The 23,151-nt window shown below is 50.6% G+C and carries 22 protein-coding genes and 2 tRNA genes; 8 read left to right on the plus strand and 16 right to left on the minus strand.

Annotated features, from left to right (window positions below):
- Entirely contained in the window at window positions 1–102 is a 102-nt protein-coding gene (gene rhoL, locus FQ015_RS17385; protein WP_001295255.1) for a rho operon leader peptide RhoL, read from the minus strand.
- Between the two features lie 140 nt (window positions 103–242).
- Window positions 243–572, minus strand: a complete 330-nt coding sequence (trxA, locus tag FQ015_RS17390; RefSeq protein ID WP_001280776.1) for a thioredoxin TrxA — start codon at window positions 570–572, stop codon at window positions 243–245.
- Between the two features lie 130 nt (window positions 573–702).
- Between trxA and rhlB the strand changes: the two genes are divergently transcribed.
- Both rhlB and gppA read left to right on the plus strand, forming a co-directional pair.
- Window positions 703–1,968 (plus strand): ATP-dependent RNA helicase RhlB, encoded by a 1,266-nt coding sequence (gene rhlB / locus FQ015_RS17395; protein WP_000047508.1) that lies wholly within the window; start codon window positions 703–705, stop codon window positions 1,966–1,968.
- A 135-nt stretch (window positions 1,969–2,103) separates the two neighbouring features.
- Window positions 2,104–3,588 (plus strand): guanosine-5'-triphosphate,3'-diphosphate diphosphatase, encoded by a 1,485-nt coding sequence (gene gppA, locus FQ015_RS17400; RefSeq protein WP_160524316.1) that lies wholly within the window; start codon window positions 2,104–2,106, stop codon window positions 3,586–3,588.
- A gap of 47 nt (window positions 3,589–3,635) precedes the next feature.
- On the opposite strand, the gene rep is transcribed toward gppA, so the two are convergent.
- The gene (gene rep, locus FQ015_RS17405; protein WP_001238880.1) at window positions 3,636–5,657 is read right to left on the minus strand and encodes a DNA helicase Rep; all 2,022 of its coding nucleotides are present in this window, start codon (window positions 5,655–5,657) and stop codon (window positions 3,636–3,638) included.
- 217 nt (window positions 5,658–5,874) lie between these two features.
- Between rep and FQ015_RS17410 the strand changes: the two genes are divergently transcribed.
- Window positions 5,875–6,324 carry a type II toxin-antitoxin system PemK/MazF family toxin gene (locus tag FQ015_RS17410; RefSeq protein ID WP_000996697.1) on the plus strand — a complete coding sequence of 150 codons (450 nt, stop codon included), beginning with the start codon at window positions 5,875–5,877 and terminating at the stop codon, window positions 6,322–6,324.
- Between the two features lie 151 nt (window positions 6,325–6,475).
- On the plus strand, window positions 6,476–6,757 hold the full coding sequence (ppiC, locus tag FQ015_RS17415) for a peptidylprolyl isomerase PpiC (protein ID WP_001140251.1): 282 nt from the start codon (window positions 6,476–6,478) through the stop codon (window positions 6,755–6,757).
- 45 nt (window positions 6,758–6,802) lie between these two features.
- Here ppiC and ilvC read toward each other — a convergent pair whose 3' ends face one another.
- Window positions 6,803–8,278, minus strand: a complete 1,476-nt coding sequence (ilvC, locus tag FQ015_RS17420; protein ID WP_000024950.1) for a ketol-acid reductoisomerase — start codon at window positions 8,276–8,278, stop codon at window positions 6,803–6,805.
- A gap of 149 nt (window positions 8,279–8,427) precedes the next feature.
- On the opposite strand from ilvC, the gene ilvY reads away from it, so the two are divergent.
- Window positions 8,428–9,315 carry an HTH-type transcriptional activator IlvY gene (ilvY, locus tag FQ015_RS17425; RefSeq protein ID WP_160524317.1) on the plus strand — a complete coding sequence of 296 codons (888 nt, stop codon included), beginning with the start codon at window positions 8,428–8,430 and terminating at the stop codon, window positions 9,313–9,315.
- A gap of 62 nt (window positions 9,316–9,377) precedes the next feature.
- Here the strand turns inward: ilvY and FQ015_RS17430 are convergent, their stop codons facing one another.
- Complete coding sequence (locus tag FQ015_RS17430; protein WP_160524318.1) at window positions 9,378–11,651, minus strand: hypothetical protein; 2,274 nt, start codon at window positions 11,649–11,651, stop codon at window positions 9,378–9,380.
- A gap of 518 nt (window positions 11,652–12,169) precedes the next feature.
- On the opposite strand from FQ015_RS17430, the gene FQ015_RS17435 reads away from it, so the two are divergent.
- Window positions 12,170–12,556, plus strand: a complete 387-nt coding sequence (locus FQ015_RS17435; protein ID WP_160524319.1) for a hypothetical protein — start codon at window positions 12,170–12,172, stop codon at window positions 12,554–12,556.
- Between the two features lie 16 nt (window positions 12,557–12,572).
- Here the strand turns inward: FQ015_RS17435 and FQ015_RS17440 are convergent, their stop codons facing one another.
- From FQ015_RS17440 to ilvL, 8 genes are all read right to left on the minus strand, one after another.
- Complete coding sequence (locus FQ015_RS17440; RefSeq protein ID WP_160524320.1) at window positions 12,573–12,857, minus strand: YceK/YidQ family lipoprotein; 285 nt, start codon at window positions 12,855–12,857, stop codon at window positions 12,573–12,575.
- A gap of 165 nt (window positions 12,858–13,022) precedes the next feature.
- Window positions 13,023–14,567, minus strand: a complete 1,545-nt coding sequence (gene ilvA, locus FQ015_RS17445) for a threonine ammonia-lyase, biosynthetic (protein ID WP_000785599.1) — start codon at window positions 14,565–14,567, stop codon at window positions 13,023–13,025.
- Between the two features lie 2 nt (window positions 14,568–14,569).
- On the minus strand, window positions 14,570–16,420 hold the full coding sequence (gene ilvD, locus FQ015_RS17450) for a dihydroxy-acid dehydratase (RefSeq protein ID WP_160524321.1): 1,851 nt from the start codon (window positions 16,418–16,420) through the stop codon (window positions 14,570–14,572).
- A 64-nt stretch (window positions 16,421–16,484) separates the two neighbouring features.
- Window positions 16,485–17,414 carry a branched-chain-amino-acid transaminase gene (gene ilvE / locus FQ015_RS17455; protein WP_000208520.1) on the minus strand — a complete coding sequence of 310 codons (930 nt, stop codon included), beginning with the start codon at window positions 17,412–17,414 and terminating at the stop codon, window positions 16,485–16,487.
- Between the two features lie 19 nt (window positions 17,415–17,433).
- Window positions 17,434–17,697, minus strand: coding sequence for an acetolactate synthase 2 small subunit (gene ilvM / locus FQ015_RS17460; protein ID WP_000983255.1), 264 nt, complete (start codon window positions 17,695–17,697; stop codon window positions 17,434–17,436).
- On the minus strand, window positions 17,694–19,340 hold the full coding sequence (gene ilvG / locus FQ015_RS17465) for an acetolactate synthase 2 catalytic subunit (RefSeq protein ID WP_039020271.1): 1,647 nt from the start codon (window positions 19,338–19,340) through the stop codon (window positions 17,694–17,696). The genes ilvM and ilvG overlap by 4 nt, the downstream gene beginning before the upstream one ends.
- Before the next feature lie 2 nt (window positions 19,341–19,342).
- On the minus strand, window positions 19,343–19,393 hold the full coding sequence (gene ilvX / locus FQ015_RS17470; RefSeq protein WP_001387183.1) for a peptide IlvX: 51 nt from the start codon (window positions 19,391–19,393) through the stop codon (window positions 19,343–19,345).
- An 86-nt stretch (window positions 19,394–19,479) separates the two neighbouring features.
- Entirely contained in the window at window positions 19,480–19,578 is a 99-nt protein-coding gene (gene ilvL / locus FQ015_RS17475; RefSeq protein WP_001311244.1) for an ilv operon leader peptide, read from the minus strand.
- A 352-nt stretch (window positions 19,579–19,930) separates the two neighbouring features.
- Here ilvL and FQ015_RS17480 point away from each other — a divergent pair, with 352 nt between their 5' ends.
- Window positions 19,931–21,451, plus strand: a complete 1,521-nt coding sequence (locus FQ015_RS17480) for a YifB family Mg chelatase-like AAA ATPase (RefSeq protein WP_103253853.1) — start codon at window positions 19,931–19,933, stop codon at window positions 21,449–21,451.
- 25 nt (window positions 21,452–21,476) lie between these two features.
- Here the strand turns inward: FQ015_RS17480 and maoP are convergent, their stop codons facing one another.
- The gene (gene maoP, locus FQ015_RS17485) at window positions 21,477–21,815 is read right to left on the minus strand and encodes a macrodomain Ori organization protein MaoP (protein ID WP_000841001.1); all 339 of its coding nucleotides are present in this window, start codon (window positions 21,813–21,815) and stop codon (window positions 21,477–21,479) included.
- A 118-nt stretch (window positions 21,816–21,933) separates the two neighbouring features.
- On the opposite strand from maoP, the gene hdfR reads away from it, so the two are divergent.
- Window positions 21,934–22,773, plus strand: a complete 840-nt coding sequence (hdfR, locus tag FQ015_RS17490; protein ID WP_000379245.1) for an HTH-type transcriptional regulator HdfR — start codon at window positions 21,934–21,936, stop codon at window positions 22,771–22,773.
- A 95-nt stretch (window positions 22,774–22,868) separates the two neighbouring features.
- Here hdfR and FQ015_RS17495 read toward each other — a convergent pair.
- Together FQ015_RS17495 and FQ015_RS17500 are read right to left on the minus strand one after the other, a co-directional pair.
- Window positions 22,869–22,944, minus strand: a tRNA-Trp gene (locus FQ015_RS17495).
- A gap of 8 nt (window positions 22,945–22,952) precedes the next feature.
- A tRNA-Asp gene (locus FQ015_RS17500) sits at window positions 22,953–23,029 on the minus strand.
- Window positions 23,030–23,151 lie beyond the last annotated feature (122 nt).

Consider the following 23,151-nt stretch of genomic DNA (forward strand, 5'->3'; position numbering starts at 1 on the left):
TCATCGACTCATGTCTTTTCGCTGCCTGGTCACAGGAGAGTACGCAGAACTGAAACGACAAGACGGATTGAGTGACGAGCCAGAAATCTGTTCACTTCGCATTTAAGATAAAACGGGAAGCGTTGGAAATTACAAGATTCAAACTTAATAAGGTATGTTTAATACGAAGTCAACACTAAGTTAGCATGACTCACGCCGGGCGTCCAGTTTTTAGCGACAGGGCACCCGAACATGAAATTCCCTTACGCCAGGTTAGCGTCGAGGAACTCTTTCAACTGACCTTTAGACAGTGCGCCCACTTTGGTTGCCGCCACTTCACCGTTTTTGAACAGTAGCAGAGTCGGGATACCACGGATGCCATATTTCGGCGCAGTGCCAGGGTTTTGATCGATGTTCAGTTTTGCAACGGTCAGTTTGCCCTGATATTCGTCAGCGATTTCATCCAGAATCGGGGCGATCATTTTGCACGGACCGCACCACTCTGCCCAGAAATCAACGAGGATCGCCCCGTCCGCTTTGAGTACATCCGTGTCAAAACTGTCGTCAGTCAGGTGAATAATTTTATCGCTCATATATAACTCCACAGGAATAAGCCTGGCGTGTTGGTTTCGTTGTTGGTGTAACATTAACCAACTAAAGGTTGACTTTATTTCACCGGATACGCTTTCGTAAAGCAATAGTAAGCTGATATTCTACCACACTATGAGCAAAACACATTTAACAGAACAGAAGTTTTCCGACTTCGCCCTGCATCCGAAGGTTGTAGAAGCCCTTGAAAAAAAAGGGTTTCATAACTGTACGCCCATTCAGGCACTGGCCCTTCCGCTGACGCTGGCGGGTCGTGACGTAGCCGGGCAGGCGCAAACCGGTACCGGGAAAACGATGGCGTTTCTTACGTCAACGTTTCATTATCTTCTCTCTCATCCCGCGATTGCCGATCGCAAGGTGAATCAGCCGCGAGCCTTAATTATGGCACCGACGCGTGAACTTGCCGTGCAGATCCACGCCGATGCGGAGCCACTGGCGCAAGCTACCGGCCTGAAGCTGGGTCTGGCTTACGGTGGTGATGGCTACGACAAACAGCTGAAAGTGCTGGAAAGCGGCGTTGACATACTGATTGGCACCACGGGTCGTTTAATTGACTACGCCAAGCAGAACCACATTAACCTCGGTGCCATTCAGGTGGTGGTACTGGACGAAGCCGATCGCATGTACGATCTGGGCTTTATTAAAGATATCCGCTGGCTGTTCCGCCGTATGCCGCCTGCAAACCAGCGCCTCAACATGCTGTTCTCCGCCACGCTTTCGTACCGGGTACGCGAACTGGCATTCGAGCAGATGAACAATGCCGAATATATTGAAGTGGAACCGGAACAGAAAACGGGCCACCGTATAAAAGAAGAGCTTTTCTACCCTTCTAACGAAGAAAAAATGCGTTTGCTGCAAACGCTGATTGAAGAAGAATGGCCAGACCGAGCGATTATTTTCGCCAACACCAAACATCGTTGTGAAGAGATCTGGGGCCACCTGGCGGCAGATGGTCATCGTGTCGGTTTGTTGACAGGCGATGTCGCGCAGAAAAAACGTCTGCGTATTCTTGATGAATTTACCCGTGGCGATCTGGATATTCTGGTTGCCACCGACGTTGCTGCGCGTGGTTTGCATATTCCGGCAGTGACGCACGTCTTTAACTACGATTTACCCGATGACTGTGAAGATTACGTTCACCGTATTGGTCGTACAGGTCGCGCAGGCGCAAGCGGTCACTCTATTAGCCTGGCGTGTGAAGAGTATGCATTGAATTTGCCTGCTATTGAGACCTATATTGGTCACTCAATTCCAGTAAGCAAATACAATCCGGACGCATTGATGACCGATCTGCCAAAACCGCTGCGCCTCACACGCCCGCGTACAGGTAATGGTCCGCGTCGTACTGGCGCTCCGCGTAATCGTCGTCGTTCAGGTTAAATAAAAAATGTCATACTCAAAATCATTCAAACTGTATCAAGATGGCAAGAGAGTTAATCCCAATGAACTTACTGTAGTAAGTGATTCGGATGAAAGAACGCAGCCAACGCAGAGACAGAATGAAGGATGAAGAGTATGGGTTCCACCTCGTCATTATATGCAGCCATTGATCTCGGTTCGAATAGTTTTCATATGCTGGTTGTGCGCGAGGTGGCTGGAAGCATCCAGACGCTGACGCGAATTAAACGCAAAGTGCGTCTGGCTGCTGGCCTGAACAGCGAAAATGCCCTGTCTAATGAAGCAATGGAGCGCGGTTGGCAATGTTTGCGCCTTTTTGCTGAACGTCTGCAAGATATCCCTCCCTCGCAAATTCGCGTTGTCGCCACGGCGACATTACGCCTTGCCGTCAATGCCGGTGATTTTATTGCCAAAGCGCAGGAAATCCTCGGTTGTCCGGTACAAGTGATCAGCGGTGAAGAAGAAGCTCGCCTGATTTATCAGGGTGTTGCTCACACCACTGGCGGTGCCGATCAGCGCCTGGTGGTGGATATCGGCGGCGCCAGTACTGAACTGGTAACCGGCACGGGCGCACAAACCACCTCGTTGTTCAGCCTGTCGATGGGCTGCGTCACCTGGCTGGAACGCTATTTTGCCGATCGTAATCTGGGGCAGGAAAATTTTGATGCCGCAGAAAAAGCGGCACGCGAAGTGTTACGTCCGGTTGCCGATGAATTGCGGTATCACGGCTGGAAAGTATGCGTTGGTGCTTCCGGCACTGTGCAGGCCTTACAAGAAATCATGATGGCACAGGGGATGGATGAACGGATTACCCTGGAAAAGTTGCAGCAACTGAAACAGCGCGCCATTCATTGTGGTCGACTGGAGGAACTGGAGATCGACGGGCTGACGCTGGAACGTGCGTTAGTGTTCCCGAGTGGTCTGGCGATCCTGATAGCCATTTTTACCGAACTGAATATTCAGTGTATGACCCTGGCTGGCGGTGCACTGCGTGAAGGCCTGGTCTACGGCATGTTGCATCTGGCCGTCGAGCAGGATATTCGCAGCCGTACGCTGCGTAATATTCAACGCCGCTTTATGATCGATATTGATCAGGCTCAGCGAGTAGCCAAAGTTGCGGCTAATTTCTTCGATCAGGTGGAAAACGAATGGCATCTTGAAGCGATTAGCCGTGATTTGCTCATCAGCGCCTGTCAGCTTCATGAAATCGGTCTGAGCGTTGATTTCAAACAAGCGCCGCAACATGCTGCTTATCTGGTGCGTAATCTGGATCTTCCCGGTTTTACGCCTGCACAGAAAAAATTACTGGCGACGCTACTACTCAACCAGACGAACCCAATAGATCTCTCCTCGTTGCATCAACAAAATGCCGTACCGCCACGCGTCGCAGAACAACTCTGCCGTTTACTACGCCTGGCCATCATTTTTGCCAGCCGTCGCCGTGACGATCTCGTGCCAGAGATGACATTAAAGGCCAACCATGAACTGTTGACCTTGACGCTTCCGCAAGGTTGGCTAACCCAACATCCGCTGGGTAAAGAGATTATTGATCAGGAAAGCCAGTGGCAAAGCTATGTTCGCTGGCCGTTGGAAGTACATTAAAGAGTAATATGCCGGATGCGATGCTCGCGCATCTTACCCGGCCTTGATTATTTCCCTCGTTTTGCTGCCATCATCGCCTTCAGATTTGCCAGATGGTTTTGGCCTTTCTGCATTCGTTCTTCGGCGCTGACAACTTTGCGCTCCTGTTCCCATACCAAATCATCCTGCGGCAGCTCCAGCAGGAAGCGACTCGGCTCCGGGCGCACAAGTTCGCCGTACTGACGGCGTTCTTTACACAGCGTAAAGGTCAATTCCTTCTGAGCGCGGGTGATGCCAACATAGGCCAGCCGACGCTCCTCATCGATATTGTCTTCATCGATGCTGCTCTGGTGGGGCAAAAATCCTTCTTCCATACCGACCATGTAGACATAGGGAAACTCCAGCCCTTTTGACGCGTGCAGAGTCATCAGTTGTACCTGATCCAGCTCTTCCTCGCTCTCGCCGCGCTCCATCATGTCTCGCAGAGTAAAGCGCGTCACCACCTGAGTGAGCGTCATCGGCTCATCCAGTTCACTGCCTTCCAGCATCTCCGTCATCCAGCTAAACAGTTGGTTGACGTTCTTCATGCGCATTTCGGCAGCTTTCGGGCTGGGCGATGTTTCATACAGCCAGGATTCATAATCCATGCCGTGGATCAGATCGCGTACTGCGGCAATCGGTTCCCGCTCCGCCAGGCGCTGGATTTCCGCTAGCCAGTGAGTGAAGCGGGTCAATGCTTCATAACCACGTCCACTAAGCGTCTGACTCAGGCCCATATCAAAACTGGCGGTAAACATACTTTTATTGCGCGTCATCGCCCACTCGCCCAGCTTTTTCAGCGTCGCCGGGCCAATCTCTCGTTTCGGCGTGTTAACGATACGCAGGAACGCACTATCATCGTCCGGGTTAGTCAGCACGCGCAGATAAGCCAGCAAATCTTTGATTTCTGGGCGAGAGAAAAACGACGTGCCACCGGAAATTTTGTACGGGATGCGGTTTTGCATCAGGAATTTTTCAAACACCCGCGACTGATGGTTACCGCGATAAAGAATGGCGTAATCTTTGTACTGCGTTTTATTGACGAAGTGATGGGCGATCAGTTCACCGGTAACGCGCTCGGCCTCATGTTCCTCGTTATTCGCGCTTAAAACTTTTAGCTCTGTGCCGTAACCCAGTTCAGAAAAAAGACGCTTTTCAAAGACGTGCGGGTTATTGGCGATAAGGATGTTCGCCGCTTTCAGAATACGCCCGGAAGAGCGATAGTTCTGTTCGAGTTTAATCACCTTCAGCGCCGGAAAATCCTGGCTCAACAGCACCAGGTTTTGCGGACGTGCGCCGCGCCAGGAGTAGATCGACTGGTCATCATCGCCTACCACGGTAAAACGTGCGCGGCTGCCCACCAGCAGTTTCACCAGCTCATACTGACTGGTGTTGGTGTCCTGATATTCATCCACCAGCAGATAGCGAATTTTGTTCTGCCAGCGCTCGCGTACTTCTTCATTGCGTTGCAGCAGCAACGTCGGTAATAAAATCAGATCGTCGAAGTCGAGAACGTTGCACGCTTTCAGGTGTGAATCATACAGCCCATAACAATGGGCAAAAATACGGTCCCGCTCGCCCTTTGCTTCTGCCGCCGCCTGCGCCGGTGTTTTGAGATCGTTCTTCCAATTGGAGATGGTCGAAATCAGCTGTTGCAGAAGAACTTTGTCATCTTCAATCAGCCCCTCGGTCAGTTCTTTGAGCAACGCCAGTTGATCGGTATCGTCAAACAGTGAAAAGTTCGCTTTCATCCCAAGCGCCGCATACTCCCGTTTGATGATATCCAGCCCTAATGTATGGAAGGTGGAGATCATCAGCCCGCGCGCCTCTTTACGCCCCAGCGTCTGCCCGACACGCTCTTTCATCTCGCGCGCCGCCTTATTGGTAAAGGTCACCGCCGCGATATGCCGTGCCTGATAACCGCAACCGCGGATCAGATGGGCGATTTTATTGGTGATAACACGAGTTTTACCGGAACCCGCGCCCGCCAGCACCAGGCAGGGGCCGGTAACGAATTCGACAGCTTGTTGTTGGCCGGGGTTTAGACGCATAGGTGTATTGCTCAATCTTCGAACGGGGGGGAGGATTGTAGCAGAATCGCATTTGAATGTGACCGAGTGAAAACCGCTAACCGGATGGCTGCGGATGTTTAAATCAGAGAGGGAAGGCCGAAACCGGAGTTCATCATGAATCCATTAGACTTAGAAAATATCGGGTCGTAACGTTGTGTTATTACTTTTTCAGAGTTTACTAAGGAGAGGTTTACTCGTGGCGATTAATTTCAGCCCCAAGGTTGGTGAAATACTGGAATGCAACTTTGGTAACTATCCCGTTAGCCAGAATGGACAGTTCAGCACGACGTATTACGATGGCCGCATTCCACCTGAGATGATAAAAAATAGGTTGGTTGTCGTGCTCAACGGAAAAATTAATGGCAACGCATGTATCGTCGTTCCATTATCAACCACTCGCGACCATGACAAGTTAAATCGTGGAATGCATGTTGAAATAGCCAGTAATGTTATCAATGACCTGCAATTCTTTGATCCGCAGATACGTTGGGCTAAAGCCGACCTGGTACAACAAGTCAGTCGAAACCGATTAAACAGAGCAAGGACTTATCGGGGGTATCTTAATCAATGTTTGCCACATGAGTTGGTTGCAGACATACAGAGGGCAGTCATCAAGTCAATCAATGCCATATCGCTCATAAATTGACAATAAAATCACCATCCCCGATAATGACTCTGTAGCCCATAGAGGCCCTAAGTTTTCTCCCCTTGAGGGACCTGCGAAGCCCGGATTTTCCGGGCTTTTGCCATATATGTCCCCCCTCCCTGACTGACAATTTTTAATTCAAGGCACGATCATGGCAAAAACAGCAGCAGCACTGCATATCCTTGTAAAAGAAGAGAAACTGGCTCTGGATCTTCTCGAGCAGATTAAGAATGGTGCCGATTTCGGCAAGCTGGCGAAGAAACACTCTATTTGCCCGTCAGGCAAACGCGGCGGTGATTTAGGTGAATTCCGCCAGGGCCAGATGGTTCCGGCGTTCGATAAAGTGGTTTTCTCTTGTCCGGTACTGGAGCCAACCGGTCCGCTGCATACCCAGTTCGGGTATCACATCATTAAGGTGCTTTACCGTAACTAACAGCAAGGCCTTCTCCGGGAGAAGGCCTTGAACTCTGAATCGCACTTAACCCGCAACTGCAATACGTTTCATATCCGTCATATAGCCGCGCAGTTTCTTACCTACCTGCTCAATCGCATGGCTGCGAATCGCTTCGTTCACATCACGCAACTGCGCGTTATCTACCGCACCTTCCGGAATAGCTTTACCCAGGTCGCCCGGTTGCAGCTCTGCCATAAACGGTTTCAGCAACGGCACACAAGCGTAAGAGAACAGATAGTTACCGTACTCGGCGGTATCAGAGATAACCACGTTCATTTCGTACAGACGCTTACGGGCGATGGTATTGGCAATCAGCGGCAGTTCGTGCAGTGATTCATAGTAAGCAGACTCTTCGATGATGCCGGAATCAACCATGGTTTCGAATGCCAGCTCAACGCCCGCTTTCACCATCGCGATCATCAGTACGCCTTTATCGAAGTACTCTTGCTCGCCGATTTTGCCTTCAAACTGCGGCGCAGTTTCGAACGCGGTTTTGCCGGTTTCTTCACGCCAGGTCAGCAGTTTCTTATCGTCGTTAGCCCAGTCCGCCATCATGCCGGAAGAGAATTCGCCAGAGATGATATCGTCCATATGTTTCTGGAACAGCGGTGCCATGATCTCTTTCAGTTGTTCAGAGAGCGCGTAAGCACGCAGTTTCGCCGGGTTAGAGAGACGGTCCATCATCAGGGTGATGCCGCCCTGCTTCAGGGCTTCGGTGATGGTTTCCCAACCGAACTGAATCAGTTTTTCTGCATATGCCGGGTCGGTGCCTTCTTCCACCAGCTTGTCGAAGCACAGCAGAGAGCCAGCCTGCAACATACCGCACAGAATGGTTTGCTCGCCCATCAGGTCAGATTTCACTTCCGCAACAAAGGACGATTCCAGCACGCCAGCACGGTGACCACCAGTTGCTGCCGCCCATGCTTTAGCGATCGCCATGCCTTCGCCTTTCGGATCGTTTTCCGGGTGAACGGCAATCAGCGTCGGTACGCCAAACCCACGTTTGTACTCTTCACGCACTTCAGTGCCAGGGCATTTCGGCGCAACCATTACTACGGTGATGTCTTTACGGATCTGCTCGCCCACTTCGACGATGTTGAAACCATGTGAGTAACCCAGCGCCGCGCCGTCTTTCATCAGTGGCTGTACGGTGCGCACCACGTCGGAGTGCTGTTTGTCTGGCGTCAGGTTAACCACCAGATCTGCCTGCGGGATCAGCTCTTCGTAAGTACCCACTTTAAAACCGTTTTCGGTCGCTTTACGCCAGGATGCGCGCTTCTCAGCGATCGCTTCTTTACGCAGGGCATAAGAGATATCCAGACCAGAATCACGCATGTTCAGGCCCTGGTTCAGACCCTGCGCACCACAACCGACGATGACCACTTTTTTACCCTGAAGGTAGCTCGCGCCATCGGCGAATTCGTCGCGGCCCATAAAGCGACATTTGCCCAGCTGTGCCAGCTGCTGGCGCAGGTTCAGTGTATTGAAGTAGTTAGCCATGGTGATTCCTCGTGATGTTGTGCTTCTTATTGTTCGGTTCGCGTTTGCGAGATTGAATTCACTATATGACAGGAAATTTATTGCGGAAATTGATATATTCACAACGTCACATTGCAATTTTTGCAACGTCAACATTGAGGGCTGCGCCATTGGATTTACGCGATCTGAAAACCTTCCTGCATCTGGCGGAAAGCCGCCATTTTGGCCGCAGCGCGCGGGCGATGCACGTTAGTCCATCCACGCTTTCCCGACAGATTCAGCGCCTGGAAGAAGATCTCGGTCAGCAGCTGTTTGTGCGCGATAACCGTACGGTGACGCTGACCGAAGCGGGCGAAGAACTGCGCGTTTTCGCCCAGCAAACACTGTTGCAGTATCAGCAATTGCGCCACACCATCGACCAGCAAGGACCGTCGCTCTCTGGCGAATTACATATCTTCTGCTCGGTGACCGCTGCCTACAGCCATCTGCCGCCGATTCTTGACAGATTCCGCGCGGAACACCCGTCAGTGGAGATCAAACTCACTACCGGTGATGCGGCGGATGCGATGGAAAAAGTGGTGACGGGGGAAGCGGATCTGGCGATTGCCGGGAAGCCGGAGACGCTGCCCGGTGCAGTGGCGTTTTCGATGCTGGAGAATCTGGCAGTGGTGCTGATTGCACCCGCATTGCCCTGCCCGGTGCGTAATCAGGTTTCTGTCGAAAAGCCGGACTGGTCAACGGTACCGTTTATCATGGCCGATCAGGGGCCGGTGCGCCGCCGCATTGAGTTGTGGTTCCGACGCAATAAAATCAGTAATCCGATGATTTACGCCACGGTCGGCGGGCATGAAGCAATGGTCTCGATGGTGGCGCTCGGCTGCGGCGTGGCATTGTTGCCGGAAGTTGTGCTGGAAAACAGCCCCGAACCGGTGCGTAACCGCGTGATGATTTTAGAGCGCAGCGATGAGAAAACGCCGTTTGAACTGGGCGTGTGCGCACAAAAAAAGCGGCTGCATGAGCCGCTGATTGAGGCGTTCTGGAAGATTTTACCGAATTAGTTTTACGGCCCCACCTTCAACTCTAATGTTAAAATGGCCTCCCGTTACGGAGGCCAGTTTAATTATTTTTGGATTTCCGCTACCCAGCGGTGATTGACCGTATTTTTGTCGAACTCAAATTGTTCAATACGGGAGACAGGGACAGGGAACCGTAACTTGCCTTCGTGATTGATAAAAATACTCAGCGGTGTTTTTTTCAGTTGCTCATATGAGGCCTGTAGTCGCGGCTGGTGACTCAAATCATCCTTAAACAGAGAGGTGGGAACAGGCGCAAGCTGCTCTCCCTTATCATTGATAAAGCGATTCAGGTTAAAGAAAGTATAGGCGCTGATATTATCCGCATTCACACCATCTGGAAGCAACGGAGCAACATCTACAAATAGCTGCGGTTCCATTTTCATACGTGCTTTCCATAAGCCCGTATTACACTCCAACATCGCATTAACTTTCTGCGAGGTTTGTTCTCTATTATCACCAGCATTTTTTAAATCCCAGGTGATTCTTCCGAGACCGCTACCGCTTTCAATCCACTGTAAATCAGGCGCATCGGAGGTTAATTTACAGACATTATTGAGCGGATAGTCGATATCAATACGCGTAGTATAATAACTTGGGTCTTCCTGAATTCTTGCATCAATTTTCGCGAATCCTTTTTCCAGTACAGCAGAATCAACATTGTCTGTCACTACAGAGTATTGACTAAACTGTAATGGCATTATATTTACCGTACTATTTTTTAATAGCTCGCTGGTTGAGTACCAATGAAGTTTCGTAGTCCCTGAACGCGATTCCTTCTGTGCAAGGATCAGCTTAGGGGCAATTCGTTTATCCATTGAACTGATGTGTTCGTAAAGCCCTGCATATGGGGTCAGGCCGGATAGTACAAGTCGTTCAATATTTGGCGCATCAAACCAGTTAAAAACGATATTGGTGGTACCGGTGTGAGAAATACCACGCTGATCGCTATAGATTAACAACGTTTTACTTTTTAAGTCCGTGGGACTATCGCTGGTTAGCGCCCATTCACCCTCTTTCTCCGGTGTTGCCATGATATTCCCTATATCAGCCATCTCAATATTGACTGCTTTTTTCGCATCAAGAGCCAGCTCTTTTGTGTCGAGAATGATTTCACCTTTCCAGGTAATGTCACCGTCGATGGTGCTAACTTTCGGCAATGGTTGACTGAATTGTAAGGTAATTTCCAGCCCGTTGCTTTTATCAGCGGCGTAACCTTCCCATTTAGTATCAACGTCGATAATCCTGAAATCCGGCGTTTTTTCAATAACATTACCCTGTTCATCTCGCAATGAAATATTGTTAACCGTAAGGTTGTCAGGGGAAATATATGTGGATCTGTAATATGTATATTGAGAATAACTTAATGGTACATAGAGGACAACGGTATTGTTATCCTGATTCATAATAATACCGCTTGAAGGAAAGCTTTCTTCTGTTTTCGAAGGTAAGCCAGGGAATAACTCTATCGGCATATCTGAGCCATATTCTTTATCGTATCTATCTTTGGCAGCCCACATGGCGAGATATGTGTCGATGTTAATAGACCTTGCCTTATCTGGCTGATTTGGCACGTTCTTCTGCTCTTTCTCGCGTTCAGCATAAAACAGTGAACGTCCTTTTATATTCTTTCCAGAGTCGATATTTTGAAAAAGCACAACAGATTGCAGTTGATTATTTTTGTTGTCTACCGTTAAAGTGCCATACAGTTTTACATCTGATTCAGATGAAGTTTTTAGTGAATAATATTTAAATTTATCGTTTATTTTTTCCACTTTTACTGTGACATGGGGGATTTTAAATAGTGAATCCAGTATTTTTTCCTGTTTAATTTCCTGAGGTAGATCGGTCATCACCAGCATACCGTCAGAGTCTTTTAGCATTTCCTTTATGTAACTAACGGTTTGAATCACGGCCTCATAGGCTTTTGGCTCATCAGATTCTTTTAATGTCTGTAGCGCAGTCGTGAGCTTTTTTTCTTCAGCGGTAAAATCACTTTTGTTATTTTTTACATCGATAATGAAAGGAGTGAGTAGCACATCTGATATAGCTTTATGTAACGTTGCTTGACCTGATTTTTCTTTCAGATTATAGAGTTGGCCACTTTCGCCCTCAAGATGTGAAGAGAATTCATCCCAGACGCCGTTAACAGTACTCCCTTGAGTTTGGAAGCGAAGTTTACCTTCATTAAAAATTTCAACTTCACCATCCATGCCTGTTACCAAAGCAACATTGTAATGGTTTTCTTTATCAAGGGAAACTGAAGGCTTCTGATCACAACCAGCAAGAAGTGCGAGAGATATCAATAAATATTTTTTCACAAATAAAGTCCATTTTTGTATTAAAAAATTACTTTCCAAAAAATTTATTTAACAAATAAAGACAGCATTATCTACAGCCTTTGAGGACAACGATTCGAGTTCGTCAGGGAATTATCCGTAGAGAATTAAAAATCCTTTATTCTACTCAATCTTCCTTGCCAAAAAAATAATGCGTCAGTTCGTTGCCACGCAAGCATATGTCTGGCGAACGATGAGGGAAAGATAAAGGAAACACAGATGAGATACGTTGTGACAGATCACGATATTGTTCAAAACAACACCGCTCAGGACTTGCCGCAAACCTGTAGGGTGGCCAGACTCGAACGCCGCCAGTACGCGCCCGTAGTCAGTACCGTGGCTGCGATAATTGAACAGCGTTTCGCCACAATCAGGTTGAGAGTCTTCAGGAAAACGTCTCGCAAAATTGAATGACTGGATGCTCCGGAAACAACCTGTTTTCTTACAGAAAAACCCAATAAACTGAGGGAAGATTGGATCTGGATATTAAAGGACAACGTATGATAACGAGGATGTGGATAGTATCTCTGGTTTTAGCGGTAAGTTGCAGTGCACAAGCCAAACCGAAAGGTATCACCGTTCAGGATGTGAAGCACCTGGCGTTGAAAGAGTGTTTAACCTCTCATTACCGTGAACGCACGCCGACGGATGCCTTTTCGGCCCCAGCTCATGACAGCTCATTTCTGCTTGAAAGGTACGCTTTAGATAATGCTGGAAAGTGGAATGCTTTCCAGAAATTTGTCGCCAAAGAGACGAAGGGATTTAGCACCCTCACCCTTGCGCTACATCCCGATAGCGCAAAGGATGCGAATAACATAATGGAGCAGTGTATGAGCTTTTATGAGTCGGAGAAGCTGGATAACTATACCCGTAGTTTACTCAAATGATTCTTCCGCGAGTTTATTATTGCCCACATCCCGGTTTTGGATAAGCGGGATCGTGGGCGACAAGCATACCGCAGTATGGTGAATAAATTAAATCAACTGGAAAAAGCAGGGTGTCAGCGACTAGAGAAAATGGTAAATCCAGCAATAAAGTAAGCGAAAGAGGCTTATCGAAATTAACACTCTCTGCATCGAACTGTGTGCCATGATAATAAGTGTAACGCTCCCCTGCCACCCTCGAGATAATACTACCGCAGCCACTAAGCAAAAAAGTTAGCATAAGAATAACTGGCGCAAATTTCATCTCACCGTCCCTGGTTAATAGTACTTTTAGCATCTGGCGCTTATGCCTGGTCACTAGCTTTGCCCTTTCCATGACAGCCTTAGAATTAATACACCAGCTAATGAGACGTCTACAAAAAATTTAAACATGACCGGAAACGGACCTGACTTCCGGTCACCAACTCAATTAACCCGCCAAAAAGAACCTGAACGCCGGGTTATTGGTTTCGTCGTGGCAATCGTAGCCCAGCTCATTCAGCCGGGTTTCGAAATCCGGTTCATGGTCGCCAAGTTCGAACGCCGCCAGTACGCGCCCGTAGTCGGTACCGTGGCTGCGATAATGGAACAGCGAGATGTTCCAGTGCGTACCCAGCGTGTTGAGGAAGCGCAGCAGCGCACCCGGTGATTCCGGGAATTCGAAGCTGTAGAGGCGTTCCTGCAACGGATGCGATGGACGCCCGCCAACCATATAGCGCACGTGTAGCTTCGCCATTTCGTCGTCGGAGAGATCAACCACGCTGTAGCCGCCATCGTTGAGCATCTGCAAAATTTCTTTGCGCTCTTCGAGGCCGCGGCTTAAGCGCACGCCGACAAAGATGCAGGCGTTTTTGGCATCGGCAAAGCGGTAGTTGAACTCGGTGACCGAACGCCCGCCAAGCAACTGGCAGAACTTCAGGAAGCTGCCTTTTTCTTCCGGAATGGTCACCGCCAGCAATGCTTCACGTTGTTCGCCCAGTTCGCAGCGTTCCGAGACGTAGCGCAGGCCGTGGAAGTTCACGTTAGCACCGGAAAGAATATGCGCCAGCCGTTCACCGCGAATGTTGTGCTGAGCGATATATTTTTTCATCCCTGCCAGTGCCAGCGCGCCGGAGGGTTCCGCCACCGCGCGCACATCTTCGAATAAATCCTTCATCGCCGCACAGATAGCATCACTATCGACGGTGATGATGTCGTCGAGATACTCCTGGCACAAACGGAAGGTTTCGTCGCCAATGCGTTTTACCGCAACGCCTTCAGCAAACAGCCCCACGCGCGGCAGATCCACAGGATGACCCGCATCCAGCGCCGCTTTCAGGCAGGCGGAGTCTTCCGCTTCAACGGCGATCACTTTGATTTGCGGCATCAGTTGTTTGATCAGCACCGCCACACCCGCCGCCAGACCGCCGCCGCCGACCGGCACAAACACGCGGTCAAGATGGGCATCCTGCTGGAGCAGTTCCAGCGCCAGCGTGCCTTGCCCGGCGATCACCATCGGGTGGTCGAACGGTGGCACCCAGGTGAAGCCCTGCTGCTGTGACAGTTCGATCGCTTTCGCTTTTGCTTCGTCAAAGTTCGCGCCATGAAGCAACACTTCGCCGCCAAAGCCGCGTACCGCATCAACTTTGATATCGGCGGTGGCGGTTGGCATGACGATCAGCGCCTTCACGCCTAACCGTGCGGAAGAAAACGCGACGCCCTGCGCGTGATTACCCGCCGAGGCAGTGATCACGCCATGCGCTTTTTGTTCTTCCGTCAGGCCCGCCATCATGGCGTATGCACCGCGCAGCTTAAAGCTGTGTACCGGCTGGCGATCTTCGCGCTTCACCAGAATCACGTTATCAAGACGCGACGAGAGCTTTTCCATTTTTTGTAGCGGCGTGACCTGCGCCGCCTCGTAAACCGGTGCACGTAGCACCGCTCTTAAATATTCGGCGCCTTCCGGAGCACCAGACAGGGGTTGTGAGTCTGCCATCATTAACCCCCCAGTTTCGATTTATCGCGCACCGCGCCTTTGTCGGCGCTGGTTGCCAGGCTGGCGTAGGCGCGCAGGGCAAAGGAAACCTGACGTTCACGGTTTTTCGGCATCCAGGCTTTGTCGCCACGGGCTTCCTGCGCTTCACGACGGGCCGCCAGTTCGGCATCGCTTACCTGTAACTGAATGCCACGGTTCGGAATGTCGATAGCGATCAGGTCACCATCTTCAATCAGGCCAATGCTGCCGCCGCTTGCCGCTTCCGGCGAGACGTGGCCGATGGAAAGACCAGAGGTGCCGCCGGAGAAGCGTCCATCGGTGATCAGCGCACAGGCTTTGCCGAGCCCCATTGATTTCAGGAAGCTGGTTGGGTAGAGCATTTCCTGCATGCCAGGGCCGCCTTTCGGGCCTTCATAGCGGATCACCACCACATCGCCCGCGACAACTTTGCCACCGAGGATCGCTTCTACCGCGTCGTCCTGGCTTTCGTACACTTTCGCCGGGCCGGTGAATTTGAGGATGCTGTCATCGACGCCCGCGGTTTTCACGATGCAGCCGTTTTCTGCGAAATTACCGTAGAGCACCGCCAGACCGCCGTCTTTGCTGTAGGCGTGTTCCATCGAGCGGATACAGCCATTGAAGCGATCGTCGTCCAGCGTATCCCAGCGGCAATCCTGCGAGAATGCCTGTGTAGTACGAATGCCCGCAGGGCCAGCGCGGTACATATTTTTTACTGCATCATCCTGGGTCAGCATAACGTCGTATTGTTCCAGCGTTTGCGGCAACGTCAGACCAAGTACGTTTTTCACATCACGGTTCAGTAACCCCGCGCGATCCAGTTCGCCGAGAATGCCGATAACACCACCAGCCCGGTGAACATCTTCCATATGGTATTTTTGGGTGCTCGGCGCGACTTTACACAGCTGCGGGACTTTACGGGAGAGCTTATCGATATCACTCATGGTGAAGTCGATTTCCGCTTCCTGCGCCGCCGCCAGCAGGTGGAGAACGGTGTTGGTAGAGCCGCCCATCGCGATATCCAGCGTCATGGCATTTTCAAACGCCGCTTTGCTTGCGATGTTACGCGGCAGTGCGCTTTCATCATCCTGTTCGTAGTAACGTTTGGTCAATTCAACAATGCGTTTGCCGGCATTGAGGAACAGCTGCTTACGGTCAGCGTGGGTTGCCAGCAGCGAACCGTTACCCGGCTGCGACAGGCCCAGCGCCTCGGTCAGGCAGTTCATCGAGTTAGCGGTGAACATCCCGGAGCAGGAACCGCAGGTCGGGCAGGCGGAACGTTCAACCTGCTCGCTCTGCGAGTCAGAGACTTTCGGGTCTGCGCCCTGGATCATCGCATCCACCAGATCGAGCTTGATGATCTGATCGGACAGTTTGGTCTTCCCGGCTTCCATCGGGCCGCCGGAAACAAAGATCACCGGAATATTCAGGCGCAGGGAGGCCATCAGCATCCCCGGGGTGATTTTGTCGCAGTTAGAGATGCAGACCATGGCGTCGGCGCAGTGGGCATTGACCATATACTCAACGGAATCAGCGATCAGTTCGCGAGATGGCAGTGAATAAAGCATCCCCCCGTGGCCCATAGCGATCCCATCATCCACCGCAATGGTATTGAACTCTTTGGCAACGCCGCCAGCCGCTTCAATTTGTTCGGCGACCAGTTTACCGAGATCGCGCAGATGAACGTGACCCGGTACAAATTGGGTGAACGAGTTCACAACCGCGATAATCGGCTTACCGAAATCGGCGTCGGTCATTCCGGTGGCGCGCCACAGCGCACGAGCACCCGCCATATTACGACCATGAGTGGTGGTGGCGGAACGGTACTTAGGCATACTTTATTTACTCCCAGTGTCTGTCTCGTAAATGGGACGGTGCGTGCCGTCCCATTTTTTGTATTTATTGATTAACTTGATCTAACCAGCCCCATTTATCTTCGGTTTCACCAGTGAAGAGGCCGAAGAAGGCTTGCTGGATGCGTTTGGTAACCGGGCCACAACGGCCTTCGCCTACCTGGATACCATCTACACTGCGCACTGGCGTGATTTCAGCCGCTGTACCAGACATAAACACTTCATCCGCCAGGTACAGTGATTCGCGCGACAGCACCTGCTCACGCACTTCAATTCCCAGTTCTTTCGCCAGTTTGATGATGGCGTCACGGGTAATCCCCGGCAGCGCGGATGAGGTGAACGGTGGGGTAAACAGCACACCGTCTTTCACTTCAAACAGGTTTTCGCCCGCACCTTCAGAGATATAACCATTCACGTCCAGCGCGATACCTTCCTGATAACCGTGGCGGCGCGCTTCGCTACCCACCAGCAGAGAAGAGAGGTAGTTACCACCGGCTTTTGCCGCGGTTGGGATGGTGTTTGGCGCTGCGCGGTTCCAGGAGGAAACCATTGCATCGATCCCCTGCTCCAGCGCTTCTGCACCCAGATACGCTCCCCACGGGAAAGCGGCGATAATCACGTCGGTTGAGTATCCCGCTGGCGGGTTTACGCCCATGCCAACATCACCGACGAAGATTAGCGGACGGATATAGGCGCTGGTGAGATTGTTTTTGCGGATCACGTCACGACACGCTTCCATCAGCTCATCAATGCTCTGCGAAACCGGGAAGCGATAGATTTTGGCGGAGTCATGCAGACGCTGCATATGCTCACGATGGCGGAATACAACTGGTCCTTTGTGCGAATCATAGCAACGGATACCTTCAAAAACTGAGGTACCATAGTGCAGCGCGTGCGACATCACATGCACCTTCGCGTCTTCCCAGCGAACCATTTCCCCATTGAACCAAATGTAATCAGCTTTCTTCGTGGTCATTTTTATATTCCTTTTGCGCTCAGGCGCGGATTTGTTGTGATGTGGTTGTGCTCTGGCAGATGGCAACGTGTGCGACGTCCACCAGTTTATTTAACTGACTAAACAGTAAGTCGACCGACCGTGGGCTGGCAACGGTCAATTCGATATTTATATTTTGTGCATCGCTGGCGGCGGCCATATTCATTGAGCAGACGTGGAAACCACGATGACGCACCACGCGTAAAACACGTTCTAAGGTTTCCGGATTGAAGCGAGCCGATACATTGACCTGATGTTGCATCATGATAATTTCTCCAACATTTCTGAATTACTGGCGCCAGGCGGCACCAGCGGCCAGACGTTCTCAAGTTCGTCGATTGAGACATGAAGCAGGTATGGCCCATCACTGTTCAGCATGGTGTCGAGTGCCGCTTCAACCTGGTCTTTACGGGTGATGTGTTGGCCAGGGATGCCGAAGGCGCTGGCTAACATGAGGAAATCGGGATTATCGGTAAGGGTGGTTTCGCTATATCGTTCTTGGAAAAACAGTTGCTGCCATTGTCGAACCATCCCTAACCGTTGGTTATCGAGTAAGACAATTTTCAACGGTAATTGCTTGCGTTTTACGGTGCCCAGCTCTTGCACATTCATCATGAAAGAGCCGTCACCGGAGATACAGACGACGGTATCGTTCGGTCGCGCAACTTGCGCACCAACCGCTGCCGGTAAACCAAACCCCATGGTGCCTAATCCGCTTGAAGTGATGAAATTTTCCGGGCGAGTGTGGACGATGTGCTGCGCGGCCCACATCTGGTGCTGCCCTACATCTGTGGTTACTACACAATCTTCAGGTTTACGATCCGACAGTTGTTTTAACAACAACGGCGCGTAGATAGCATCACCGGGATGGTTGTAACGCCATGCATGTTCATCACGCAGCTGCGCGCAGTGTTGCTGCCAGTCATTGATATTCAACGGCTGTCGTAATGCCGGTAACAGAGCATTTAAATCACCCTGCAATGCCACATGCGCCTGACGCAGCTTGTTCATTTCTGCCGGGTCGATATCCATATGGATAACACTGGCGTGTGGTGCGAAGGTGTTCAGTTTGCCAGTTACCCGGTCATCAAAACGTGCACCCACGGCGATCAACAAGTCACATTCCTGCACCGCAAAGTTCGCCGCTTTGGTGCCGTGCATCCCCAGCATGCCCAGATAGTACGGATAATCCGCATCAACTGCGCCAAGTCCTTTCAGCGTGCAGGTGGCAGGCATTTTTGTGGCAGAGAGAAATTCTCGTAATGCAGGAACTGCCTGCGCCATACCCACGCCACCGCCAACGTACAGCATCGGTTTTTGCGCTTTTGCCAACATCTGGCGCGCTTGCTCGACTTCGGCATGTGGGAAAGTCACTTCGTTTTCAACGGTGGTGAACCAGGGTTCCAGATCGCCGCTGGCTAACTGGATATCTTTTGGAATATCGACCAAAACCGGACCGGGACGACCTGAGCTGGCGACGTCAAACGCTTCGGCCATGATACGCGGTAACTCTTCCAGTGATTGCACCAGGAAACTGTGCTTGGTGCAGGCTAACGACAACCCCAGAATATCCACCTCCTGAAATGCGTCAGTGCCGATAAACGGTGCGGATACCTGACCGGTGATAGCAACAACGGGGATGGAATCTAACAGCGCGTCCGCAAGCCCGGTTATCAGGTTGGTTGCACCAGGACCAGACGTGGCGATGCAAACGCCAGTTTTGCCGGTAGCACGGGCATAACCGATAGCCGCCATTGCTGCACCTTGCTCGTGTCGGCACAGCAAGTGTTCCACGCCACCGTCATACAATGCATCGTAAACCGGCATAATTGCGCCACCCGGATAACCGAAAACGGTGTTCACACCCTGTGCCCGCAACGCATGTACCACCCACTGTGCGCCATTCATAGTTAGTTCCCCGTCCTGAATCTTGAGAAACAGAATTTTGTGCTGTTATTCATTGTCTGCTCCTCAGTTATGTTTTTAAGGTCAAAAAAAACCCCCGGACCTTTCGGTGCGGGGGTCTTAGTTCGTTAAGGCTTGATCTCTAAGCCTTTCCTCGTCCAAGTGCAGCCCCGCACGGTGGGATAATAATCACCACCACGCTAATCACGACCAGGCTAATCACTCGTAGAAGGGCTGTCATTTTGTCTTTTCTTGCATCTTGTTCGAAGGAATGCCTAAAGAGTTACCATAGATTTTGCGAATAGCACAAGATATTTTTTGGCCGATTTTTATGATGCCTTTAATAATTTCAATAGAAATTGTTGTTTTTTAAAAAGAAAACAGTGAGTGAAAAAAATTCAATTTCAGTATGAATGTTGTTCCCTTCCTCGTAGTTAATCCTTTGTCCACTGCATTTTTGCGAGCATCGTTCCACCGCCAGAACAACTCAACTTCACTTGCACAAATAAACAGGAATCAGCCACTAAAATTCACGAATTAGCGGGCTACAGCAGCGATATCTTATGCACATAATGGCGACTCAAGGAGGGCTTATGTCACTGTCAATTGTTCATACCCGCGCAGCCCTGGGAGTAAATGCGCCCCCAATCACTGTTGAGGTACATATCAGTAAAGGTCTACCCGGCTTAACGATGGTGGGCTTACCAGAAACAACGGTAAAAGAAGCTCGCGATCGCGTGCGCAGCGCCATTATCAATAGCGGATATGAATATCCGGCGAAAAAAATCACCATCAACCTTGCTCCAGCCGATCTGCCAAAAGAAGGGGGACGATATGATTTACCTATCGCCATTGCGTTGCTGGCAGCCTCAGAACAGCTTACAGCCAATAAGTTAGATGAATATGAATTAGTCGGAGAACTGGCGCTTACAGGCGCTCTGCGTGGCGTTCCCGGCGCAATCTCCAGTGCAACTGAAGCCATTAAGTCGGGCAGAAAAATTATCGTCGCGAAAGATAACGAGGATGAAGTGGGGCTAATTAACGGTGAAGGATGCCTGATAGCCGATCATCTGCAGGCTGTCTGTGCGTTTCTGGAGGGTAAGCACGCTCTCGAACGCCCGAAACCAACTGATGCAGTATCCCGGGCGCTACAACATGATCTCAGTGATGTTGTCGGTCAGGAGCAAGGAAAGCGAGGACTGGAAATTACCGCAGCTGGCGGGCACAACCTTTTACTGATTGGACCGCCGGGAACAGGTAAAACAATGCTCGCCAGCCGTATTAATGGCCTGTTGCCAGATTTAAGCAATGAAGAGGCACTGGAGAGCGCTGCGATATTAAGTCTGGTAAATGCTGAATCAGTACAAAAACAATGGCGGCAGCGCCCGTTCCGCTCACCGCATCACAGTGCGTCGTTAACTGCGATGGTGGGCGGTGGTGCAATTCCAGGGCCTGGTGAAATTTCGCTGGCGCATAACGGCGTGCTTTTTCTTGATGAGCTACCTGAATTTGAACGGCGTACACTGGATGCCTTGCGAGAGCCGATTGAATCCGGGCAGATCCATCTTTCACGCACGCGAGCAAAAATAACCTATCCAGCCCGTTTCCAGCTTGTCGCGGCGATGAATCCCAGCCCTACCGGACATTATCAGGGAAACCATAACCGCTGCACACCAGAGCAAACGCTGCGTTATCTCAACCGACTCTCTGGTCCCTTTCTTGACCGATTCGACCTCTCACTGGAGATCCCACTACCGCCACCCGGTATTTTGAGTAAAGCGGTTGTTCAGGGGGAAAACAGCGCCACCGTTAAACAACGCGTAATGGCCGCCAGAGAGCGCCAATTTAAGCGGCAGAATAAACTGAATGCCTGGCTGGATAGTCCGGAAATACGCCAATTCTGCAAGCTTGAGAGCGAAGATGCGCAGTGGCTGGAAGAAACGCTGATCCATCTGGGGTTATCGATTCGTGCCTGGCAGCGGTTACTGAAAGTTGCACGAACCATTGCTGATATTGATCAGTCCGACATTATCACACGTCAGCATTTGCAGGAGGCAGTTAGCTATCGTGCCATTGACCGTTTGCTCATCCATCTGCAAAAACTACTGACATAAAAAAAAGGGCATTTCGCCCTTTTTATTAATCGTCAGAATCGGTGTAGTCTTCAGCACCTTCAACCTGCGGTTTACCGCCGGAAAGGGTGTGAAAACGTTTTGGACGCTTGATACGCGTCATATACTTGGACCACACGCGTTCTGCTTCTGTCACTGGCTCACGTTCGCCACGGCATACTGCTACGAAGAGTTTCTCTTCCTCGGTAACCGGCTCGCGTTTGCCGAGATCCAGCTCATTGAAGGCATAACCATGACGCTCAAGCAGTTGTGCCTCTTTGATGGTGAAATCACCATGACGAGAGAATCCACGTGGATAATGTTTATTGTCGAAATATCGATTAGTCGTCGTAAAGCTTTCCGCCATCCTGCACGCTCCTAATTCTTTGACCGAGCTAGTTATGGCGCGGAGTATTAGTTACGCTTGACAGAGTGTAAAACAAAACATTTAAATCATAACGACAAATAATTTTGCGGAGAGCACTGTGGATACGGAATTGTTAAAAACTTTCCTGGAAGTTAGCCGAACGCGTCACTTTGGTCGAGCAGCTGAATCGCTCTATCTGACCCAGTCAGCAGTGAGCTTTCGAATCAGACAACTGGAAAATCAACTGGGTGTGAACCTTTTCACCCGCCACAGAAACAATATCCGTTTAACCGCTGCCGGTGAAAAACTACTGCCTTACGCAGAAACGCTCATGAGCACCTGGCAGGCCGCCCGTAAGGAGGTGGCGCATACCTCACGACATAACGAGTTTTCTATCGGTGCCAGCGCCTCGTTGTGGGAATGTATGCTTAATCAGTGGCTGGGACGCTTGTATCAAAATCAGGATGCCCATACAGGTTTACAGTTCGAAGCGCGAATTGCCCAACGGCAGTCTCTGGTAAAACAGCTGCATGAACGCCAGCTTGATCTTCTTATTACTACTGAAGCACCCAAAATGGACGAATTTAGCAGTCAGTTGTTGGGGTATTTCACTTTAGCGCTTTATACCAGTGCCCCTTCTAAACTAAAGGGAGATCTAAACTATCTGCGATTAGAGTGGGGGCCAGATTTTCAACAGCATGAGGCAGGTTTGATCGGTGCTGACGAAGTTCCCATTCTGACAACGAGTTCAGCTGAACTGGCACAGCAACAGATTGCGATGCTTAATGGTTGCACCTGGCTACCAGTCAGCTGGGCGCGTAAAAAAGGCGGTCTGCATACCGTTGTCGATAGCACAACACTTTCACGGCCGCTTTATGCTATATGGCTGCAAAATAGCGATAAAAATGCGTTGATTCGTGATCTATTGAAAATTAACGTGCTGGATGAAGTGTATTAATCAAAATGACTGGCAAGGATGCCGGTGGAAGGATTTACTTCGGAGAGGGTTGGTACAGATAAAAAAAATCCTTAGCTTTCGCTAAGGATGATTTCTGGCAGGGGCGGAGAGACTCGAACTCCCAACACCCGGTTTTGGAGACCGGTGCTCTACCAATTGAACTACGCCCCTAATTAGGGTGGCGGAACGGACGGGACTCGAACCCGCGACCCCCTGCGTGACAGGCAGGTATTCTAACCGACTGAACTACCGCTCCACCGAATTCTTTTACAACCACCGGTTTTATGACCGGCTTACTGCTTAATTTGATGCCTGGCAGTTCCCTACTCTCGCATGGGGAGACCCCACACTACCATCGGCGCTACGGCGTTTCACTTC

This window comes from Escherichia sp. HH26CH (assembly GCF_009820205.1).
GTDB lineage: Bacteria > Pseudomonadota > Gammaproteobacteria > Enterobacterales > Enterobacteriaceae > Escherichia > Escherichia coli_F.